We start from the raw sequence: 18347 nt of genomic DNA, 5'->3' as shown, positions 1-18347 counted from the left end.
GTTAAATGAGTGCCTGGTGACTAGTGACTGGTGGCTAGTTTTATCTCTAGTCGCTAGTCACCAATCTTCGATCGCTTGCGGTTAGGAATCACAAATGACCCTTGAAATGGCGATCGCAATTCCAGTACTGGTTGTTATAGTTCTATTTCACTTCGAGACTCGTCAGCCTTCATCACTCTCTAGTGTGGAGATCTGCTTTTGCATCTTCCTTTCTTTTGAAGGAGGCTAGTACAGAAGATTGGAAATTCCGAATACCCTTACGGGAAAGCAAGCTACGGCATTCGGAATTAATCGTTCGCGCACCACTTACCACGCATCACTACCAATTTGCAATTCGCTCTTTCGCAATTAAGAAAGTCAGATGCTATGGCGCTCACTTGCTAATGACAAATGACAAATGACAAATTAAACTTTCTCAAATAAATCGAGCCGATATTGTTCTTCTCTTTGTGCTTTGAGATGGCGTAGTTGAGTAGGGACTAATTCTAAAAATGCTTCGTGGACTTCATCGCCGCTGAGTGGATAGTCTTTGGCGTAGAGAGTCCAGTGAACTAAGAGTAAATGTCCGCCTGGTTCTAGGTGAGAAAGAATCAGTTGTTGTGCTTTTCTCAAGTCTTCCCAGCACCAGTAATATCCGACTTCGGAAACTAGAGTTAGATCGAAGGTTTCATCGGGGTATTCTTGCGGTACTCCCATGAGTTGCAAGCGGACGTGTGGGAGAGATTCGCAACGTTTTATAGCACGGTTTAAGGCTGGTTCCGATAAGTCTACAGATAATAGGCGATCGCAACGATTGGCTAATTTTGCGGTTAAGACTCCAATCGAACAGCCAATTTCAAATGCAGAATGATAGCGCGATCTGGGTAAAGCGGCGATCGTGGCAGCGTATTTATTTGCTTCGTATTCGCTGGTTTCAAATTTCCACGGGTCGGGATCGGCGGTGTAAAGATTGTCAAAGTAACTGGCTGGTAAAGATTGTTTCATATCTCACTCCAAATATTCTTGCTCTATTCGATCCCCCAACCCCCTTAAAAAGGGGGCATTTGTCCCCTCTTTCTTCCTAGATTCGATCCCCCAACCCCCTTAAAAAGGGGGCTTTGTTATTCCCCCCTTGAAAAGGGGGGTAAGGGGGGATCTTCTTCTATATACACTTCCCAATTACGAGTAAAGTTTGCTAACATCTCTGGCGTGAGACGAAAGCCTTCTGGATCGTCGTCAATTAGATTCGTTGTCTGAGAACGATACGCCGCGATCGCCTGTTTTTTCACTTCGACAACATCGCTAATATCTAACCGCCATGCTGTAATGCGATCGCCTGTTGCTAGATCGCTTCTTTGCGTTTCATCCCAATCCCAAATCGGATATTCAATGAATCGAGGCGAATTTTGGGGATGTAGGGGCGCACAGCCGTGCGCCCCCACGATGGCATAATGAACGATCTGCCAAGTAGCGCGATGATCGGGGTGAGGATCGTAGCGCCAGGGAAGAAACACTATATCGGGTTTTATGGCTGTGATCCGATCGCGACACATTTCAACTGCGACTGAAAAATCTGGCATTTCTGGAGTAGGTACTGCTCCATCCGGTAATCTAAGAAAATCTACCGCAGATGCCTCGATCCCTAAAGTCGCTGTAGCAGTGCGGGTTTCGCCTTCGCGCAGCGATCGCAATTTGGCTGCGGGATACTGGCGCGATCGCGGGTGAGACATCGTACCATCGCTGATAACTAATACGTTTACCCGACACTCTAGAGATTGTAATAGGGCGATCGCACCCCCACAACCTAAAGTTTCATCATCGGGATGTGGTGCAACTACCAGTACAGATTTAGCGATCGTCCCCTGTGCCTTGGTAGGGGCGCACGGCTGTGCGTCCCTATACCCAGATTTGCTGGCAATTTCAGCCACGCTACGCCAAGGTAATGTAGCCGGATCGCTAAACAGCGACTTGTTAGTTATCGGACTCATAAGACCAGAGAGAGTGTGCAGATGAGGATTCAGATAGGGCATACTGTCCGACATTAGCGATCGCCGCATCAAATGCAGGTTGACGCAGATATAATGTCAGATCTCGAATAATCCGTTCCATTGGAATTGGTGGTAGTAAACCCCGCGTCCCCACACAGCGTTCGCACAGTTGAATTACATCCATGCAGGTTTGCTCGATCGCCGTGCGTACCATATTGGCATAGGCAACTAACTTGTCTGCTTGTTCGTTGGAGGTATTGGCATCACCAGCAAAAGTAGGGGCGTATGCTTTGACTAAATCTGCTGCGCCACGCAACCACAGATTACCGCTTTCAATGGCGATCGCCATTTGCCCCACCCGCGTCTGTTGATACGGATCGAGAGTTCTGCCTAATTTGTCGAGATACTTGCGGGTTTCGTTAAATAATGACTCTGCCCCACCTAGCTGTACGGCAGCAAACCGAATCACTCCTGTGGTCAGCCAAGGTTGTCTGTAGTAGTCTCCTGGTTTACCAATCAGCGCCCCAGCATCCAGTTCTACCCCACTGAAATCTACCTTAAAGCTTGCTGTTGCCCGCATTCCTGAAGGTTGCCACCAAGCCGGATCGCTGACTGTAGCGACTTCTTCCATCGGGACGATACACATTTGCCAGCTGCCATCTGGTAAAGCACCGCTAGCAAAAGGACGTTCTACGTAGCCAGAACCAGAAGCAAAGGTTTTCGATCCTTGCAACTGAAATTTGCCATCTCCCATTGGGAAGATTTTCACGCCATCGCTCGCTTCGGCATTCCATACGCCAAATATTTTATGGCGATCGCGGGCATCGCTGGCATATGCTTCGATTTGTGCTTTCGTCCCAAATGTTTGAATTAATTGTAAGGCGTTAACATGTCCCTCATAGATTCGCCCTACGGCAAGATTCCCGCGTCCGATCTGTTTGAGCAATTGCAACGTTTCCCAGGTGCGGCTAGAGTCAATTCCTAACCCCAGTCCACCTAATTCTGGCGGTAAAGGTGCTGCTAGTAAACCAGCTTGGGCGATCGACTCAAATTCTTTGACTGGAAAGGCTCCATTGACATCAATTGCCGCAGCGTTACTCGCACAGAAATCGGCAATTTCCTCAGCTTTGACTAATACTTCAACCAGAGATAACTTTTGTTGACCGATCTCATTGGTTGATAGTGGCGCGATCGTATCTACTTTCCTCACTGGTTTTATCTGCAAACATCTATAAATGATGATGTATCCAGATTAACTAGAAGACATCTATCTTCTGACTCGATCTACCCGCTACTAAAGAAATATTGCTTAACGGTTAGCACTACTAAAAACTCGTAGAACCCGCTCTATAGGTACAGTTCAGGTACATCATACCTTTGTCATAATAGATATATCACATCAGACAGCTTTAGATCCACTACATGAAAATACAGTCATCGGTGCTAGTACACCTCGGCTATGGCAAGTACGTCCGTTCCGACCAAGTGACATCGATTGTACCGATTGAGGAAGATCGGGGACCAGGACGGCGGACATTCGTACACCTTGAAGGGCAAGTCGATCCGGTTGTGGCTTCGCGTGCAGAAGACTCGATTGTACGGGATTTAGTCCAAGAGCCACGCGACATTACCCAGTCTCGCCAGCAACAAGAGATTTTGCAGGATTTACTCATCGATCTGCAAAATATTAACCCGACTATTCGCCGGATTGTCCGCGATGAAGGTGAGTTAGATCTCGATCGCTTAGAACGACGGATTAAGGGAGCGATCGAAGAATAGACACATTCAACCTCGTGTAGAGACGTTACATGTAACGTCTCTATACGATGACATGCAACGTCTCTACAAGATGCAAACTATATCGTGATTTTTCTCGCATGACGATCGCACAAGACAAATTCAATCAACCGTCTTCGCAAATGCAAGTCCGTTCGGCGCGATTGTGGATGCCAGAACGAGTCATATTTACTCCCGCAGCTTTAGCGGAACCCTACGCTCAGCAGATTTTAGCACGGGTACAGGCGCTCAACCTACCAGTAGAAGAGTTACCGCGCAACCGTTTGACAGGTTTAAGGGGAGAGAGCGATCGCGAAACCTATGATATTGCCAAGCGCACCCTCGCTGTTGTCACCGCACCACCAAGTGCTTTGAAACTGAGTCCTATTCCTCCCTCGGCTGACTGGCAGTTTCATCTGGCTGAAGGCTGTCCGGCACATTGTCAATATTGTTATTTAGCTGGAAGCTTGCAAGGTCCACCAGTCATTCGTGTTTTTGCCAATTTACCGCAGATTTTAGCCAATACTACCTCATACGAACAGCCTGGTAGAGCGACTAGTTTTGAGGTGAGTTGCTACACCGATCCTTTAGGGATAGAGCATCTTACGGGTAGTTTGGCTGAGTGCATCCGCCACTTTGGGACGCGCCAAGATGGATATCTGCGTTGGGTATCGAAATTTGATAACGTAGATAGCCTATTAGAGCTGCCTCACAACGGTCATACGCGCTGTCGCGTCAGCGTTAACGCCGCACCTATATCGGGACGATTTGAAGGTGGTACGGCTTCTGTAGGCGCGAGATTGCAGGCGTTAAGAAAGCTAGCATTACCGCGATCGCAAGGTGGTGGCGGTTATCCTGTGGGGTTAGTCATTGCACCCATTATGGATATGGAAGACTGGGAATCGCATTACACCCAGTTATTTGACGCGATTAGCGAAGCATTAGATTTCGATTGCGATTTGACTTTTGAGTTGATTTCTCACCGTTTTACTCCAGGTTCCAAAGAAGTTTTGCTTTCTTGGTATCCTCAGACTAAGTTAGACATGGACGAGTCAAAGCGCAGCGTCAAGCGCAATAAGTTTGGTGGTACGAAATACGTATACGATTCTGACACGATGAGAGAGTTACGCAGATTTTTCGAGCGCCAGATTCAACAGCGTTTTCCTCAAGCAAAAGTTTTGTATTGGACTTAATTAGTCATTAGTCATTAGTTGTTTGTCATTAGTGAGTGGTGCGCGAAATCCCTTTAACTCCTGGATCCTCAGTTTTGACTTTTGACTTTTGACTTTTGACTTCCTTTCATAAATTTTCTTTAGCCTTTTCATAGGCTATTTTTTGTTCTGGAGTTGCTGAGTTGAGGCATTCTGCATGAATGCGTTCTAAATTGTCGAGATATTCTGTTTTTTGGCTCAATACTGAATTGTCGCGAGTTGAGTTAATTAGAGCTAGTTGCGCTCTTAATGGCAATTTACGAAAGGCTGCTAAACGGTTTTCCATACTCATTTTTCAAATCATCTCATGAGGTCAATATTTACTGATAATCGCTGACCGTCGCTTAGTTTGACAATAATTATTTTTCTGGTTTTGCTGATTCTACTGGAGAACTCATAGGACGATCGTATATGCGTGACATCCAAGCACGAACTAAGAGTAGTAAACCCAACACGGTTAAGAAACTACAAATTCCTATCATTTGACTACTAGGAATATCTAATACACCTCGTAGAATTATTTCTCTCAATGCAGAAACGATTGATACTTCAACTGCTACACCAACCGAAATTTGCTGCTGCTGTAAATAGATAATTAATAAGCGGAACAATTCTACTAAAATTAAAATGAATAGAATGTCAGAAGTGACGCGCTGAAATTCTAAAGGATGTAGCAGAGAGATAAACATATCTCCTAGCCGAATTATCATGACACAGAATAAACCAAAACATAAAGATACTACAATAAAATTCTGAATTACTTCTAAATTACGAATAATTTTTTCTATTTGAAACCAGTTGCCAAGCTGCATTTTGAATCGATGCTCCATCTCTCCTAAGTTGCAGAATCTAGAAACTACGATAGCAAAAGAGCAAATAAACCACACAAGGCAATTCCGTCAAACACGCCAGCACCACCAATACTAAGAACTCCTGGTGTCATGCGCTGAATTTCTTTTAAGTGTAAAATATCCGCACCGATTAAAGTTCCCAACACGCCGCCAGCAAAAGCGACGGGTGCGGCGTGGATTCCTCTAGTGATGAAAGCAGACGCGATCGCGGCGGTTATTGGAGCCAGCAACGGATTCATCTGAATTCCGATTCCTGGTACGACACGAGCAGCGTAGTAGCTTACAATTGTCACAATTGCCGTGACTAAAACAATTGCTAGTGGATTAGCATGGCGAAATTGGTATAAAGCTACAAGAACGGGAATTAAACCACCACCGACATTTAAAGCAACAATTGTTTTTTGACGAATGCGCGGTAGGGGAATACCGAAAAATTGTCGTACCCACAGATTGCTGTAATCATCGATGATTTCAACTTGAGATTCTACCTTGTATAAAGGAATATTAATTGTGCTGCCAAAAATTATTGCTGCCAATAAAAATAGAGCAGCATTGGCAGAAAACCCTAATTTTGCTACTGCTATCTGGACAACATCCAGTGTCAGCGCGAACCAAATAAAAGGAAATACTAACAAAAGTAAAATAAACAGCAATATGGAAACAGGGAGGTAGAACATATCAGTTATCAGTGGAACCAGTGGCTAGTGGCTGGTGACTAGAGGCAAGAAGCTGGTTCCATCAGTCATGCACCACTTCTATCGCGCACTAGTCAATATTCATCACTGCTCGCTACTCACTTCTTCTGCTAGAAGTGTATTGTAATCGGAGTAAATTGTGTATGAGGTGCGATCGCCTTAGATTAGCTAACCGCTACAGCTATAAGAGCATTAGAATAAAACAGTGATTGGTGACTGATGGCTAGAACAGCTTCTTTGTCCGCCTTGTCTTCCTTGTCCCCCCTAACCCCTAACCCCTAACCCCTAGTATGCGATTACCTGATGGTCCCAGTGGTCCGCCTTGGCTGCGGAGACTGAGATTTATTAATTGGATCTTACGCCCATTTGAGGTGATGGAGGCACGGGCGAAAAAGTATGGAGATATCTTTGCGATCGCCAAGAATGCCTCACCGTCGATGGTATATTTGAGCAATCCAGCCGCGATCGAGCAAGTTTTAGGAGCAAATCCAGAGTTTTTTGATACTAATAGCGGCAATGATGTTTTACTACCGTTATTAGGAGCTAATTCGCTGATTTTACTCGGCGGGATGAAACATCAGCGTCAGCGTAAGTTATTAATGCCACCCTTTCACGGCGATCGCTTGCGAACTTACGGACAAACTATTTGGGATATTACTACACAAGTTACCAGTCAGTGGCGATCGGGACAATCGATAACCGTTCGTGCTGCGACACAAGAAATCTCGATGCGCGTCATCCTCAGCGCTGTTTTTGGTTTGGATGGTGGAGAACGTTACGATCGCCTACGAAAACTGCTAACCTCTCTGTTAGAAACTGTCAGTTCCCCTGTAAGTTCGATGGTACTATTCTTCCCTTCCCTACAAAAAGATTGGGGAAAGTGGAGTCCTTGGGGACTGTTTTTGCAAATGAAACAGCAAATTGACGATCTGTTAGTTGCAGAAATTCAACAAAGACGTGCAGAGATGTTACAACGTGTAGAGACGTTACATGTAACGTCTCCACCGCGCGATGATATTCTTTCTTTACTACTAGCAGCGCGAGACGAAGCAGGTCAACCCATGACCGATGAAGAATTGCGCGACGAACTGCTAACTTTATTATTTGCCGGACACGAAACGACTGCTTCAGCACTTGCCTGGGCATTATATTGGCTCGATCGCCTGCCGGAAGTTAAAGAAAAGTTACAAGCAGAAATTGACTCGCTAGGAGACAATCCCGACCCGAGTGCGATCGCTAAACTACCATACTTGAATGCTGTTTGTTGCGAAACTCTCCGCATCTATCCAATTGCAATTAGTCCCTTTCCGCGCATTCTGAAAGTCCCAATGGAAATTGGCGGTTATCAGTTGGAGTCAGGTGCGATCGTGGTGATTTCTATTTATCTCACCCACCAGCGCGAGGATCTCTATCCTCAACCTAAACAATTCATTCCAGAACGCTTTTTAGAACGGCAATTTTCTCCTTACGAGTATCTACCCTTTGGTGGTAGCAATCGCCGCTGTATCGGTGCAGCTTTTGCCTTATTTGAAATGAAATTAGTATTAGCAAATATGCTTTCAAATTACGATCTCAAATTAGCAAGTAACCGTCCTGTCAAACCAACTCGTCGCGGTTTAACAGTTGCTCCTCCAGCTAATATGAAAATGGTCGTGCAGCAAAAGTCAAAAGTGGAAAGTCAAAATTCAAAAGTATTGCTGACGAGCGATCGCTAAGTGACTTAAGATGAGACTCAAAAACTTAAATAATGCATTAACTGAGAAATAATCTGACCTGGAAGGGACAATCGTTTTTGAAAATCAACTAAATTTCGATAAGCACCAGCCATCTGACGATTTTCTACAACTGCTTGCGCTAATGCCAAATCCATAGTGGGAATTTGGATTAAATCTTCTACTGTCGCTGTATTGGGATTGAGGCGAATCAGAGGAGAAGTCTCTGCATCGTAGTAACAGAATTTGAGGATTGGTGTCAAGGGTGCGAGGCGTTGTACGGGAACGCTCAAAGCAGCGGCAATATCTTCAATACAATAAAACTGTACCCCAGCATGGCTGAGTTGAACGAGCGATCGCGCTTGATGTATGGAAAGTCCCGGTAGCCTCAACCAGTCATCTACCGTTGCCTGGTTGACATCAATCTGAATTCCTAAAGACACCGCCACAGCAATTTCTTCTAATGATTGCAACCGATAATAGGGATCGTTTAGCAATCTATTGCGGATCGTTTGAATTTGCAGCCAGCTTAACATTTGGCAGTCAGTTATCAGTGGTTAGTGGCTGGTGGTTAGTGGCTAGATGTTCTTTACTTAAGACTTCCGACTTATTTCAAATACTATCTAATAACTGGCGGCGTTTTTGCTCGAATTCGTATTCCGAGATTAACCCCTCTTGGCGGAGATTGTCTAATTCTCTCATGGCATCTGCGATCGCGCTCACTCGGGCTGGCATGACTGTAGTTGAGGGGCGTTTAGATAAAATGGAAAAATTGGCAAGATTAGTTACGCTCGTTCCAGACATACCTAATTCACCGAATTCAGAATTAAAGTTGAGGTCAAACTCCTCACTGTCTTGTACTAAATACCAAAACCCTTCAATGGCGCTAGCTACGCGGGGTATAGGTGTCCATGAGAGCAGTAGATAAAGCAGTCCCCACAAAGGCTGTCCCAAGTAAAACTTGTGCAATCCAGCGATTGGCATCGGCAACACCGTACAAGCAAAAGCCAGAGTAGCAGCAACTTTACGATTTTTTTGTTGGCTGACGATGCTCATGAGGACAACTCCAAAGGAAAAGGGGGGATTAAAGGTATTTTGTCAAGCCAGCGATCGCTTTTTGAACTACCTTACCTTCTATATTATTCATTCCCTTATCAGTTATCAGGGAGCAGGGAGCGCACGAGCAGTGACCAATGACCAATGACCAATGACCAATGACCAATGACTGCTGTATTAAATTGTCGTCTAAACTAGAATGATATTAGACGTACCTATAAAAACTCTGAGTGCCTCACTCAAATAATTACAAGCGCTATGGGATTTTTTGATTCTGATATAGTTCAACAGGAAGCCAAACAGCTGTTTGAGGATTATCAAGCGCTGATCAAGCTGGGGAATAGCTACGGCAAATTTGACCGCGAAGGAAAAAAGCTATATATCGATCAAATGGAAGCCATGATGGAGCGCTATCGGATTTTTATGAAGCGCTTTGAACTTTCAGAAGACTTTATGGCACAAATGACGGTAGAACAACTTAGAACTCAGCTCAATCAGTTTGGGATCACGCCGCAGCAAATGTTTGAGCAAATGCATAATACTTTGGAGCGGATGAAAGCAGAGCTAGAGAGTCAGTCCTAATGAGGAGTAAGTTGTAGGGGGCGGGTTCACAAAAGAAATCTGACTCTGACAAATATTTCAGGTAAACCCGCCCGTACAGTCGTAAGTGTTTTCTACTTATGGCTTTTGACAACTGAGAACTAATCACCGATTGCTGGTCGCTGTTCTAGCCTCTTTGTGGTACTTTTAAGCACGGAGACGAAATGGAGTTAGACGTGCAACCAAAAGTCATTATTCATGGTGGTGCAGGCAGTTCGCTACACGGCAAAGGTGGAGTGGAAGCAGTGAGGCGATCGCTCTACCCGGTTATTGAAGATGTTTATGCTTTACTGCGAGAAGGAAAGAGTGCTTGCGAGGCAGTGGTACGTGGTTGCCAAATGTTAGAAGACGATCCCTTGTTTAATGCTGGAACGGGATCGGTGCTGCAATCGGACGGACAAATTCGCATGAGTGCGGCGCTGATGGATGGTATTGCTCAAAGATTTAGCGGTACGATCAATGTCTCGCGAGTCCAGCATCCAATCGAACTAGCATTATATTTACAAAACTCCCCCGATCGCGTGTTGTCAGACTTTGGGGCAGCAGAACTATTGCGAGAACTGCAACTGCCTAGTTACGATCCGATTACAGAGCGTCGTCTCAACGAATGGCTGCAAGAAAGGCAGGAAAATTTCACAAAGACGATGGCGGCGGTAGTGGCAGAAGTCGGGGTAGGAGATGATGCAGACACCGCAGTTGTCGATACAAGTGCTAGACGGGGGACAATTGGCGTAGTCGTGCTAGACAGCCAAGGAAAGCTAGCATCTGGTACATCTACAGGTGGTAAAGGGTTTGAACGCATCGGACGTGTCAGCGATTCTGCCATGCCTGCGGGAAATTATGCTACAGCACACGCTGCCGTAAGCTGTACGGGAATCGGCGAAGACATCATCGATGAGTGTTTGGCAGCGCGGATCGTCGTCCGCGTCACGGATGGTATGTCTTTGTTAGATGCGATGCAACGATCGTTTACTGAAGCCAGCGATCGCCAGCGAGACTTAGGGGCGATCGCCCTTGATGCTTCTGGGGCGATCGCTTGGGGTAAAACTAGCGACGTGATCTTGGCTGCTTTCCACAATGGCGATCGCATTGGCGATACTTTGGAATTGCCCGTAGGGACGCAGGTTGGTTGTATTTGAGTGGCTGGTGGCTAGTGACTAAGTGGCTAGGGAAGGGGACAAGGGGGAGTAGGAGGACAAGGGGGACAAGGGAGACTAATTCTAGTCACCAGCTACTAGTCACTAATCACTCCTTCGACTTCAGCCTCCAGCCAGGTTTGACGACCTGACGCGATCTGGCAATAACCAAACAATCGTCGGGTACGTCTTCGGTAATAGTCGAGCCTGCGGCAATGTTGACATCCTGTCCGATCGCGATTGGAGCGACGAGGACGCTATCAGCACCCGTTTTACTGCGATCGCCAATTTTAGTAGGATGCTTTTTTACACCATCATAGTTAGCTGTAATCGTACCGCAACCAATATTGACTTGTTCCCCAATGGTGGCATCGCCTAAATACGATAAATGGGCAGCTTTGGTTTCTGCTCCTAATTTCGTATTTTTCAATTCCACAAAATTGCCAATCCGACAAGCCGCGCCAACTTCAACCTGACCTCGTAGGTGAGCGTAGGGACCGATTTGAGTTTCAGCACCAACAATGCTGTTGCTGACAACAGAATACATCGCGGTGACGTTTTCGCCAATCTGACTATTTTCAATTAAACTACCCGGTCCAATCCGACAGCCAGAGGCGATCGCGGTTTGACCCCGTAGGTGGGTTTGTGGCTCAATGACAACATCTGGTTGAATCTTTACCGTGTCATCAATTGTGACACTAGCTGGATCGATCAGCGTCACTCCTGCTGACATCCAATAGGACTTGATGCGTCTTTGTAAAATCTCGTAGGCTGTTGCTAACTGTTCGCGATCGTTGACTCCCAAAATTTCTTGTTCGTCTTCGATATCAACCGCCATCGCAGGTTGGAGCAAATTTACAGCATCTGTCAAATAGTATTCTTTTTGGTCGTTGTTTGCTTGTAGTTGCGGTAGTACGTTCGCTAAATCTTGCCAGCGAAAACAGTATACCCCAGCATTAACGCGACGATTTTGCTTTTGAGCCGCGCTACAGTCGCGGTCTTCAATAATTTGCTGGACGATGTTTTGACCGTTACAAAATACCCGTCCGTAACCTTGAGGATCGGAAAGTTGAGCCGTGAGAATGGTAGCAGCATGTTGGTGCTGTTTGTGGGTTTGAATCAGCCGTTGTAGAGTTTGGGGTCGTAACAGGGGAACGTCACCATTCAACACCAATAAATCCCCTTGAAAGCCTTCTAAATGTGGCAGGACTTGCTGAATTGCGTGACCCGTACCTAACTGCTCGGTTTGTTCGACAAACTCCAACTTTGGCAAGGAATTAGAGACAAGCGAGCGGTTGGGATCTAAAAGAGCTGTCTTCACTTGCTCGGCTTGATATCCCACAATCACCAAAACTCGATTGGGAGAGATTTCCAGACTACCCAGGATCGCTCGTTCGATCAGCGATCGCCCTCCGATTTGATGTAAAACTTTGGGCAACGTCGATTTCATTCGCGTACCGCGCCCAGCTGCCAAAATTGCTACCGCTACCATATGTTTAGACTTGGCTATCTGCTATTCGCCTATTCAAGGATAAAGGAATCGGTGACTAGTGACTAGTTATCAGTGACCAGTGACCAGTGACCAGTGACCAGTGACCAATGACTTGACATTGACATTGATGTCAAGGTTTAGGGTGAGAGGGTGTATGTGCGGTTGCTATGACTTACTTCGCGATTACCCGTTTCAAAACCTTATCGAAAACTTTATTTCGAGTTTTCAGTCGAGAACATCTAGATGCGATCGCTGCTTTTGTTTGTGCTGTATTGGTACTTTTGGGCTGGATAGCGCTCCAAATAGGTTGGCTCGGGCTGGGATTATTGTTACTACCAGCAGCATACGTTATCGGCGGGTATGAGAGCGCGAAGGAGGGGCTGACAACTCTGTGGCAAGAAAAAGAGTTGGATGTAGACTTATTGATGATTGTCGCTGCTTTGGGGGCGGCGGGATTAGGTGTGTGGCGGCGGGAATATTACCTAATTGTCGATGGCGCAGTTCTAATTTTAATTTTTGCTATCAGTGGGGCGCTGGAAGGCTATGCAATGCAGCGTACGGAACGAGATATTCGCAGTTTGATGAGTCTGAGTAGCGATACAGCTAGGGTAGTGGATCGCGGACAGGAAAAGTTGGTTGATGTCGAGCGGTTACAAGTTGGCGATCGCATTTTGGTTAAACCTGGGGAACTCATTCCCACCGATGGCATCATTCAAGAAGGTTACAGCACCCTCAACGAAGCAGCAATTACGGGGGAGTCTTTGCCAGTAGAAAAGACTGTAGGGCATGAAGTTTTTGCAGGAACTTTGAACGGTAACGGTGCTTTAATTCTGCAAGTGCATCAGCCGCCGGAAAGCAGTCTAATTCAGCGCATCATTCAATTAGTCAAACAAGCCCAAACAGAAGCGCCTCCCTCGCAAATGTTTATCGAACGTTTTGAGCGCGGCTATGCCAAAGTTATCGTTCTTGCTGGGATTTTATTGGCAATTTTACCCCCATTTATTTGGGGTTGGAGTTGGGAAACAACAATTTATCGCGCTTTAATTTTTCTCGTTGTTGCCTCTCCTTGCGCGTTAATGGCAGCAATTATGCCGACATTGCTATCGGGAATTGCTAACGGTGCAAGACAGGGAATTTTATTTAAAAGTGGGGCGCAGTTAGAGATGATGGGAAAAGTGCGAGCGATCGCATTTGATAAAACTGGAACTCTCACCACGGGCAAATTAGCAGTCACAGAAGTTATCCCTACCACTGGGCATTCAGTCGATGAAGTTTTACAAATTGCTGCTGCTTTAGAAGCCTATTCCGAACATCCTATCGGACAAGCGATCGTCACCGCTACCCAACAAAAACAAATCGAATTCGTTCCTGCTGTTGGTGTATATTCTCACCCAGGACAAGGAATTATTGGGGAGGTTTATAGCCAGCAAGTCCTAGTAGGAAAAGCTGATTTTTTAATTCAAAATTCAAAATTCAAAATTCAAAATTTGGAATTAACTAATAACTTCCCTGTAAGGGCGCACAGCAGTGCGCCCCTACCGACTCCCGATTCCTCTGTACGGGCGAGTTTAGCAGATAGCTTGACAATTCCATCTGGCGATTTTTGGTCAAAACCCGCTCCTACAACTCCCGAACTATCCCAACACCTCGAAGCCGAAGGTAAAACCGTCATCTGGGTAGCACGAGAAAGTGAAATCATTGGGATTGTGGCAGTAGCCGACACCCTACGTCCCAAGGCTGTGGAAGTCATCAAGCGGCTAAAACAATTAGGAATTGAGGAAACGATCGTATTAACAGGCGACAATCAGCGTACAGCCGATCGCATTGCCCAATCTGTGGGGATCGATCGCGTTCATGCTGAATTATTACCTGAAGATAAAGTCAAAATTATTCGTCAGCTTCAGAGCCAATATCAAACTGTAGCTATGGTAGGAGATGGCATCAACGACGCACCAGCCTTAGCTCAAGCATCGGTAGGTATTGCTATGGGTGTGACTGGTAGCGATGTTGCTTTAGAAACTGCCGATCTTGTTTTGATGGCAGATCGTTTAGAAAAATTAGTAGTAGCAATTCATTTAGGTCGTCGATCGCAAAGAATTATCAAACAAAATATTACCTTTGCTCTCAGCTTTATTGTGTTACTACTCATTGCTAATTTTACTGGCAACATGAATATGCCAATTGGTGTAATTGGTCATGAAGGATCGACTGTCATTGTGACTTTGAGTGGTTTAAGATTGCTAAGAAATTGGTAATTTGTGAGTGGATGGTGACTAGTGACTGGTGACTAGAAATTGAGAAACTAGCCACTAACTACTAGCCACTAGTCACTGATATCTAATAGAAATTTCTAAATTAACGAGAAAACTAGAATCCAAATTAGAAATATCAAACATGCAATAATTAATCTTGGTTCAGAGAACATAATTAGCGCGATTAAACCCAGACATCCTAAAATAGCTCCGTAGACAAGACCCATTTCAAACAGATGTTTATCTTCATCTTCGCTGTTTCTGGTCATGGCTAAGCTATTAGTAGAAATATTGAGTTGTATAAATATCGAACTTTAGACGCGATCGCACCTGATTTTGATAAATTAATTAATTCAAATGCTTTATTTATACTATGTATTTGCTACTGAGTCTAGTCAGTTTATCAAGCTCATCACACATATCATTGACTACTTAACCTTAATAGATAACATCCGCTCTAGCAGTGCAACTTTTTGCAAACGGGCAAATGCTCTATTTCTCTGCTGCTGACGATGATAGTGTCGGCGTAACTTTCTAGTCACGAGTATTGATACGAGCATAAATATAGGTAATACTACAATTGCCGATGGAATCAGCAAATCGTTGTGACTGGTTTGCGCGTCTGCGTTAAATTTGCTACAAGTCTCCTGCCAAGTTTTAGTATTTGCCCAAGCGTTAGGTGTTTGGCAGATATTAGTAGCGTTTAAATTATCCACTTTTGATTCTCCTGGGTAGTGACTCCATATATATCTACTCACCCAAGACAGCTGAATTCGGATTATTGGCTAAATAACCATCTTCCATGTAAACAATGCGATCGGCGATGTCGAGAATGCGGTTATCGTGGGTGACAAGCAGGATGGTGCAACCCTGTTCTTTTGCCAAACGCTGCATAATCTCTACCACATCACGTCCAGATTGTTTGTCAAGTGCGGCTGTTGGTTCGTCTGCTAGAACAATTTTAGGATGACTGACTAACGCACGGGCGATCGCGACTCGTTGTTTTTGTCCTCCTGAGAGGTTTTCTGGATAATAATCGACTCGATTTCCCAAGCCAACGCTTTCTAGCATGGCTGTGGCTTTAGCATTTAAATCTTCAGCAAGATAGCGATCGTGTAATTCTAAAGACATTCTTACATTTTGTTTTGCAGTTAAGAATGACATCAAGTTATGTGCTTGAAAGATATATCCAATTTGGCAGCGCAACCGAGTTAATAGTTGTTTGTTTGCCCCGCGAATTTCTTGTCCTAAAATTTTTAAGCTACCCTCTTGAGCCGATCGCAACCCTCCCATTAAGGTTAATAATGTTGTTTTCCCAGAGCCAGAAGGACCAGTCATAATAATAATTTCTCCAGGCATAATCTCCAAATTAATATCAAATAAAACTTGTTTTTTTAGTTCCCCTTGTCCGAAGTAATGATTGAGGTTTTGAATAGAAATGACAGGTTGCATGGTAATGGGTAATGGGTAATTGGTAATGGGTAATTGGTAATTGTAAGCTATCCATTTTCCAAAGATTTTAGATAGCGTTCAATCTAGGAATTAATTCGTCAATTATTGGTTTAAGTTTAGCTGATTGTTCGGTATTAAGAAGGTTTCGAGTATATGCTAAGCGTAACCAACTAATGGTTTCATACAAAGATCCTTTAGCTATCTTTATAAACCTCTGATTATCTTTGAAATTATGACGACCGCGCCCTTCTGCAATATTGACACAAATACTATCCGCAGCGCGGACAATTTGTTTTCCCATCGTATCTTTAGTAAAACCATCCCATTGCTGAACAATCTGCCAAATTGTATTCGCTAAGCGTTCAGCCAACTTATACACTTCCAAACTCTCATAGTCAGGTCTAGCCACTCAACAACTCTCATCTTATACTCCATGTCTTATATTTCCCCTTGCTAACCAACAATTACCCATTACCCATTACCAATCAAAAAACATCAGCAGGATCGGCAGAACGCAATTTTTGCATGGCGATCGCCCCAGAAATACTACACATAATAAACGTAATTGCTAATATAAAGATTGCTCGTTCTACTTTCATTCCAATTGGCATTAAAATTGCTGCTGCTGCAACTTGATATAGTCCTAAAGAAATCAGAAAACCAGGAATATACCCCAAAATTGCTAATATTATTGATTCTTGAATCAAAACGCTTAATAAATAGCGATCGCTATATCCCATTGCCTTAAGCGTGGCGTATTCTGGTAAGTGATTGGCAACATCGGTGTAGAGAATTTGGTAAACAATGACAATGCCTACAATAATTCCTACAACCACACCAAGCCCAAAGATAAATCCAATTGCACCTTGGCTTTCCCAGTAGTATTTTTCTACTTCTGCAAATTCTTGTGGTGTCATGACTCTGACATCATTCGGCAAATTTGCTGTTAATTGTGCTTTGACAGTTTCTGAGTTTGTTCCTGGCTTGAGTTGAATTAATCCAATTTCAATTTGATTCGATTTGCGATCGGCTAGTAATTTGAGAAAAGTTGAATTGCTAACTATTACATTCCCATCAGCCGCAAAAGATGCACCAATTCTAAATAATCCAATTGTCCGAATATTTTGCTGATTTAACTGTATTTCCACGCTACCTTGCTTTTCCACTGTTTCTGCGATCGCCCCATATTCTGGACGTGAAGCGCGATCGAATAAAGCAGTATTTAAAAGTTGCAATCGCTTCGCATTTTGTTGAATTTCTGGTACGGCAAAGCTAGGTGCATTTGGATCGATACCCCAAATTAAAATCGTTCTGTCAATCCTCGTTGTAGGATTTTTCCATTCTCCTCTCCCAATATAAATTGAACTGACAGAAGACACGCCATTGTATGCCAATGTTTGATACAATCTTTCCCTTGAAAAACTTTGCAGCGTAGACAGCGATTCAAATTGCCGATTAATCATCACCAAATCTGCTTGTAGCAAACTTTGTGTCTGTGTCGCACTGTCGTAAAGAGAATCGTTGAATCCCAGTTGAATAAAGATCAGCATATCAGCAAAACTAATTCCCGCGATCGCCACTAGCAACCGCGTCTTTTCTTTCATTAATTGATGCCATGCGAGGGGAATTTTTTTCAGCCATTTCATAATGGTAATTGGGAATGGGTAATTGGTAATTGATGGCGTACATCCATTACTTGTAGGGACGGGTTTATCAATATGCTTAGTTCAAAACAGATTTTCTTGGTAAACCCGTCCTTACCTTTGTCGTAGTCAATTAAACTTATTCCGATAATTTATTGGGAATTCTGAATGAGATATCTTTGACGCATGAGAAGAAATAACGGTAAACCTGTAGAAATACCAATTAAACTACTAGCAAAATAAACCCATAAATATTTCATACCTAGCCGCGAACCTTCCCATAAAATAAATACCCACAAAACTAATTCTGCAACAATGACATCCCAACCAAATAAGGTTGAAATTTTGTTAGTAAATAGCTGTTGTACAAAGATTTGAGGGTTGAATCCTTGCTCGAATAGAAAAGGTAAAATTTCAGAGAAGGCTAAGAGGCTATTCATAAAGTAAATCTTAAACGAGGCAAAAAGGAGAAAAATCAACTGTAGGATGCTCTATTAAGGATTC

Annotated in this window: 20 protein-coding genes; 6 read left to right on the top strand and 14 right to left on the bottom strand. The window is 44.1% G+C overall.

The window, feature by feature from the left end:
- Positions 1-405 precede the first annotated feature (405 nt).
- The 3 genes from DSM107010_RS05680 to DSM107010_RS05670 form a co-directional block, all read right to left on the bottom strand.
- Entirely contained in the window at positions 406-984 is a 579-nt protein-coding gene (locus tag DSM107010_RS05680) for a class I SAM-dependent DNA methyltransferase (RefSeq protein ID WP_015153149.1), read from the bottom strand.
- A gap of 116 nt (positions 985-1100) precedes the next feature.
- Positions 1101-1967 (bottom strand): PIG-L deacetylase family protein, encoded by an 867-nt coding sequence (locus DSM107010_RS05675; RefSeq protein ID WP_106169460.1) that lies wholly within the window; start codon positions 1965-1967, stop codon positions 1101-1103.
- Positions 1951-3177: an acyl-CoA dehydrogenase family protein gene (locus DSM107010_RS05670; RefSeq protein WP_106169459.1), complete on the bottom strand. Its 1227-nt coding sequence runs from the start codon at positions 3175-3177 to the stop codon at positions 1951-1953. Before DSM107010_RS05670 ends, DSM107010_RS05675 begins: the two co-directional genes overlap by 17 nt.
- A gap of 212 nt (positions 3178-3389) precedes the next feature.
- On the opposite strand from DSM107010_RS05670, the gene DSM107010_RS05665 reads away from it, so the two are divergent.
- Together DSM107010_RS05665 and DSM107010_RS05660 are read left to right on the top strand one after the other, a co-directional pair.
- Complete coding sequence (locus tag DSM107010_RS05665) at positions 3390-3746, top strand: hypothetical protein (RefSeq protein ID WP_015153152.1); 357 nt, start codon at positions 3390-3392, stop codon at positions 3744-3746.
- 98 nt (positions 3747-3844) lie between these two features.
- Entirely contained in the window at positions 3845-4936 is a 1092-nt protein-coding gene (locus DSM107010_RS05660) for a spore photoproduct lyase family protein (RefSeq protein ID WP_106169458.1), read from the top strand.
- 106 nt (positions 4937-5042) lie between these two features.
- Here the strand turns inward: DSM107010_RS05660 and DSM107010_RS05655 are convergent, their stop codons facing one another.
- From DSM107010_RS05655 to DSM107010_RS05645, 3 genes are all read right to left on the bottom strand, one after another.
- Positions 5043-5240 (bottom strand): hypothetical protein, encoded by a 198-nt coding sequence (locus DSM107010_RS05655; protein WP_199755418.1) that lies wholly within the window; start codon positions 5238-5240, stop codon positions 5043-5045.
- Positions 5241-5313: 73 nt separating this feature from the next.
- Positions 5314-5784 (bottom strand): phosphate-starvation-inducible PsiE family protein, encoded by a 471-nt coding sequence (locus DSM107010_RS05650; RefSeq protein WP_241994137.1) that lies wholly within the window; start codon positions 5782-5784, stop codon positions 5314-5316.
- A 26-nt stretch (positions 5785-5810) separates the two neighbouring features.
- Positions 5811-6482 (bottom strand): DUF1614 domain-containing protein, encoded by a 672-nt coding sequence (locus DSM107010_RS05645; RefSeq protein WP_015153156.1) that lies wholly within the window; start codon positions 6480-6482, stop codon positions 5811-5813.
- A 308-nt stretch (positions 6483-6790) separates the two neighbouring features.
- Here DSM107010_RS05645 and DSM107010_RS05640 point away from each other — a divergent pair, with 308 nt between their 5' ends.
- On the top strand, positions 6791-8215 hold the full coding sequence (locus DSM107010_RS05640; RefSeq protein ID WP_015153157.1) for a cytochrome P450: 1425 nt from the start codon (positions 6791-6793) through the stop codon (positions 8213-8215).
- Positions 8216-8232: 17 nt separating this feature from the next.
- On the opposite strand, the gene DSM107010_RS05635 is transcribed toward DSM107010_RS05640, so the two are convergent.
- Both DSM107010_RS05635 and DSM107010_RS05630 read right to left on the bottom strand, forming a co-directional pair.
- A complete protein-coding gene (locus DSM107010_RS05635; RefSeq protein WP_015153158.1) occupies positions 8233-8748 on the bottom strand; it encodes a ComEA family DNA-binding protein in 516 nt (171 codons plus the stop codon).
- A gap of 76 nt (positions 8749-8824) precedes the next feature.
- Positions 8825-9268 (bottom strand): NINE protein, encoded by a 444-nt coding sequence (locus DSM107010_RS05630; RefSeq protein WP_015153159.1) that lies wholly within the window; start codon positions 9266-9268, stop codon positions 8825-8827.
- A 258-nt stretch (positions 9269-9526) separates the two neighbouring features.
- Between DSM107010_RS05630 and DSM107010_RS05625 the strand changes: the two genes are divergently transcribed.
- Together DSM107010_RS05625 and DSM107010_RS05620 are read left to right on the top strand one after the other, a co-directional pair.
- Entirely contained in the window at positions 9527-9850 is a 324-nt protein-coding gene (locus tag DSM107010_RS05625) for a DUF1825 family protein (protein WP_015153160.1), read from the top strand.
- Between the two features lie 182 nt (positions 9851-10032).
- Positions 10033-11007: an isoaspartyl peptidase/L-asparaginase gene (locus DSM107010_RS05620; RefSeq protein WP_106170016.1), complete on the top strand. Its 975-nt coding sequence runs from the start codon at positions 10033-10035 to the stop codon at positions 11005-11007.
- A 106-nt stretch (positions 11008-11113) separates the two neighbouring features.
- On the opposite strand, the gene glmU is transcribed toward DSM107010_RS05620, so the two are convergent.
- Complete coding sequence (gene glmU / locus DSM107010_RS05615) at positions 11114-12496, bottom strand: bifunctional UDP-N-acetylglucosamine diphosphorylase/glucosamine-1-phosphate N-acetyltransferase GlmU (RefSeq protein WP_106170018.1); 1383 nt, start codon at positions 12494-12496, stop codon at positions 11114-11116.
- 167 nt (positions 12497-12663) lie between these two features.
- Between glmU and DSM107010_RS05610 the strand changes: the two genes are divergently transcribed.
- Positions 12664-14751, top strand: a complete 2088-nt coding sequence (locus DSM107010_RS05610; protein ID WP_199755417.1) for a heavy metal translocating P-type ATPase — start codon at positions 12664-12666, stop codon at positions 14749-14751.
- A gap of 425 nt (positions 14752-15176) precedes the next feature.
- Here DSM107010_RS05610 and DSM107010_RS05605 read toward each other — a convergent pair whose 3' ends face one another.
- The 5 genes from DSM107010_RS05605 to DSM107010_RS05585 form a co-directional block, all read right to left on the bottom strand.
- Positions 15177-15464 (bottom strand): hypothetical protein, encoded by a 288-nt coding sequence (locus DSM107010_RS05605; RefSeq protein WP_106169524.1) that lies wholly within the window; start codon positions 15462-15464, stop codon positions 15177-15179.
- 34 nt (positions 15465-15498) lie between these two features.
- The gene (locus tag DSM107010_RS05600) at positions 15499-16200 is read right to left on the bottom strand and encodes a DevA family ABC transporter ATP-binding protein (RefSeq protein ID WP_106169525.1); all 702 of its coding nucleotides are present in this window, start codon (positions 16198-16200) and stop codon (positions 15499-15501) included.
- A gap of 67 nt (positions 16201-16267) precedes the next feature.
- Positions 16268-16609: a four helix bundle protein gene (locus tag DSM107010_RS05595; protein WP_106169526.1), complete on the bottom strand. Its 342-nt coding sequence runs from the start codon at positions 16607-16609 to the stop codon at positions 16268-16270.
- A gap of 76 nt (positions 16610-16685) precedes the next feature.
- Complete coding sequence (devC, locus tag DSM107010_RS05590) at positions 16686-17846, bottom strand: ABC transporter permease DevC (protein ID WP_106169527.1); 1161 nt, start codon at positions 17844-17846, stop codon at positions 16686-16688.
- 149 nt (positions 17847-17995) lie between these two features.
- A complete protein-coding gene (locus tag DSM107010_RS05585) occupies positions 17996-18283 on the bottom strand; it encodes a DUF2834 domain-containing protein (RefSeq protein WP_106169528.1) in 288 nt (95 codons plus the stop codon).
- Positions 18284-18347: the final 64 nt, after the last annotated feature.

Source organism: Chroococcidiopsis cubana SAG 39.79, from assembly GCF_003991895.1.
In the GTDB taxonomy this organism is placed as follows: domain Bacteria; phylum Cyanobacteriota; class Cyanobacteriia; order Cyanobacteriales; family Chroococcidiopsidaceae; genus Chroococcidiopsis; species Chroococcidiopsis thermalis.
This window is presented reverse-complemented; position numbering and strand designations above follow the sequence as displayed.

Excerpts from the sequence above, each read along its gene's own strand:
- DSM107010_RS05680 (WP_015153149.1), bottom strand. The coding sequence starts at position 984 with ATGAAACAATCTTTACCAGCCAGTTACTTTGACAATCTTTACACCGCC.
- DSM107010_RS05675 (WP_106169460.1), bottom strand. The coding sequence starts at position 1,967 with ATGAGTCCGATAACTAACAAGTCGCTGTTTAGCGATCCGGCTACATTA.
- DSM107010_RS05665 (WP_015153152.1), top strand. The coding sequence starts at position 3,390 with ATGAAAATACAGTCATCGGTGCTAGTACACCTCGGCTATGGCAAGTAC.
- DSM107010_RS05660 (WP_106169458.1), top strand. The coding sequence starts at position 3,845 with ATGACGATCGCACAAGACAAATTCAATCAACCGTCTTCGCAAATGCAA.
- DSM107010_RS05655 (WP_199755418.1), bottom strand. The coding sequence starts at position 5,240 with ATGGAAAACCGTTTAGCAGCCTTTCGTAAATTGCCATTAAGAGCGCAA.
- DSM107010_RS05650 (WP_241994137.1), bottom strand. The coding sequence starts at position 5,784 with ATGGAGCATCGATTCAAAATGCAGCTTGGCAACTGGTTTCAAATAGAA.
- DSM107010_RS05645 (WP_015153156.1), bottom strand. The coding sequence starts at position 6,482 with ATGTTCTACCTCCCTGTTTCCATATTGCTGTTTATTTTACTTTTGTTA.
- DSM107010_RS05640 (WP_015153157.1), top strand. The coding sequence starts at position 6,791 with ATGCGATTACCTGATGGTCCCAGTGGTCCGCCTTGGCTGCGGAGACTG.
- DSM107010_RS05635 (WP_015153158.1), bottom strand. The coding sequence starts at position 8,748 with ATGTTAAGCTGGCTGCAAATTCAAACGATCCGCAATAGATTGCTAAAC.
- DSM107010_RS05630 (WP_015153159.1), bottom strand. The coding sequence starts at position 9,268 with ATGAGCATCGTCAGCCAACAAAAAAATCGTAAAGTTGCTGCTACTCTG.
- DSM107010_RS05625 (WP_015153160.1), top strand. The coding sequence starts at position 9,527 with ATGGGATTTTTTGATTCTGATATAGTTCAACAGGAAGCCAAACAGCTG.
- DSM107010_RS05620 (WP_106170016.1), top strand. The coding sequence starts at position 10,033 with ATGGAGTTAGACGTGCAACCAAAAGTCATTATTCATGGTGGTGCAGGC.
- glmU (WP_106170018.1), bottom strand. The coding sequence starts at position 12,496 with ATGGTAGCGGTAGCAATTTTGGCAGCTGGGCGCGGTACGCGAATGAAA.
- DSM107010_RS05610 (WP_199755417.1), top strand. The coding sequence starts at position 12,664 with ATGACTTACTTCGCGATTACCCGTTTCAAAACCTTATCGAAAACTTTA.
- DSM107010_RS05600 (WP_106169525.1), bottom strand. The coding sequence starts at position 16,200 with ATGCAACCTGTCATTTCTATTCAAAACCTCAATCATTACTTCGGACAA.
- devC (WP_106169527.1), bottom strand. The coding sequence starts at position 17,846 with ATGAAATGGCTGAAAAAAATTCCCCTCGCATGGCATCAATTAATGAAA.
- DSM107010_RS05585 (WP_106169528.1), bottom strand. The coding sequence starts at position 18,283 with ATGAATAGCCTCTTAGCCTTCTCTGAAATTTTACCTTTTCTATTCGAG.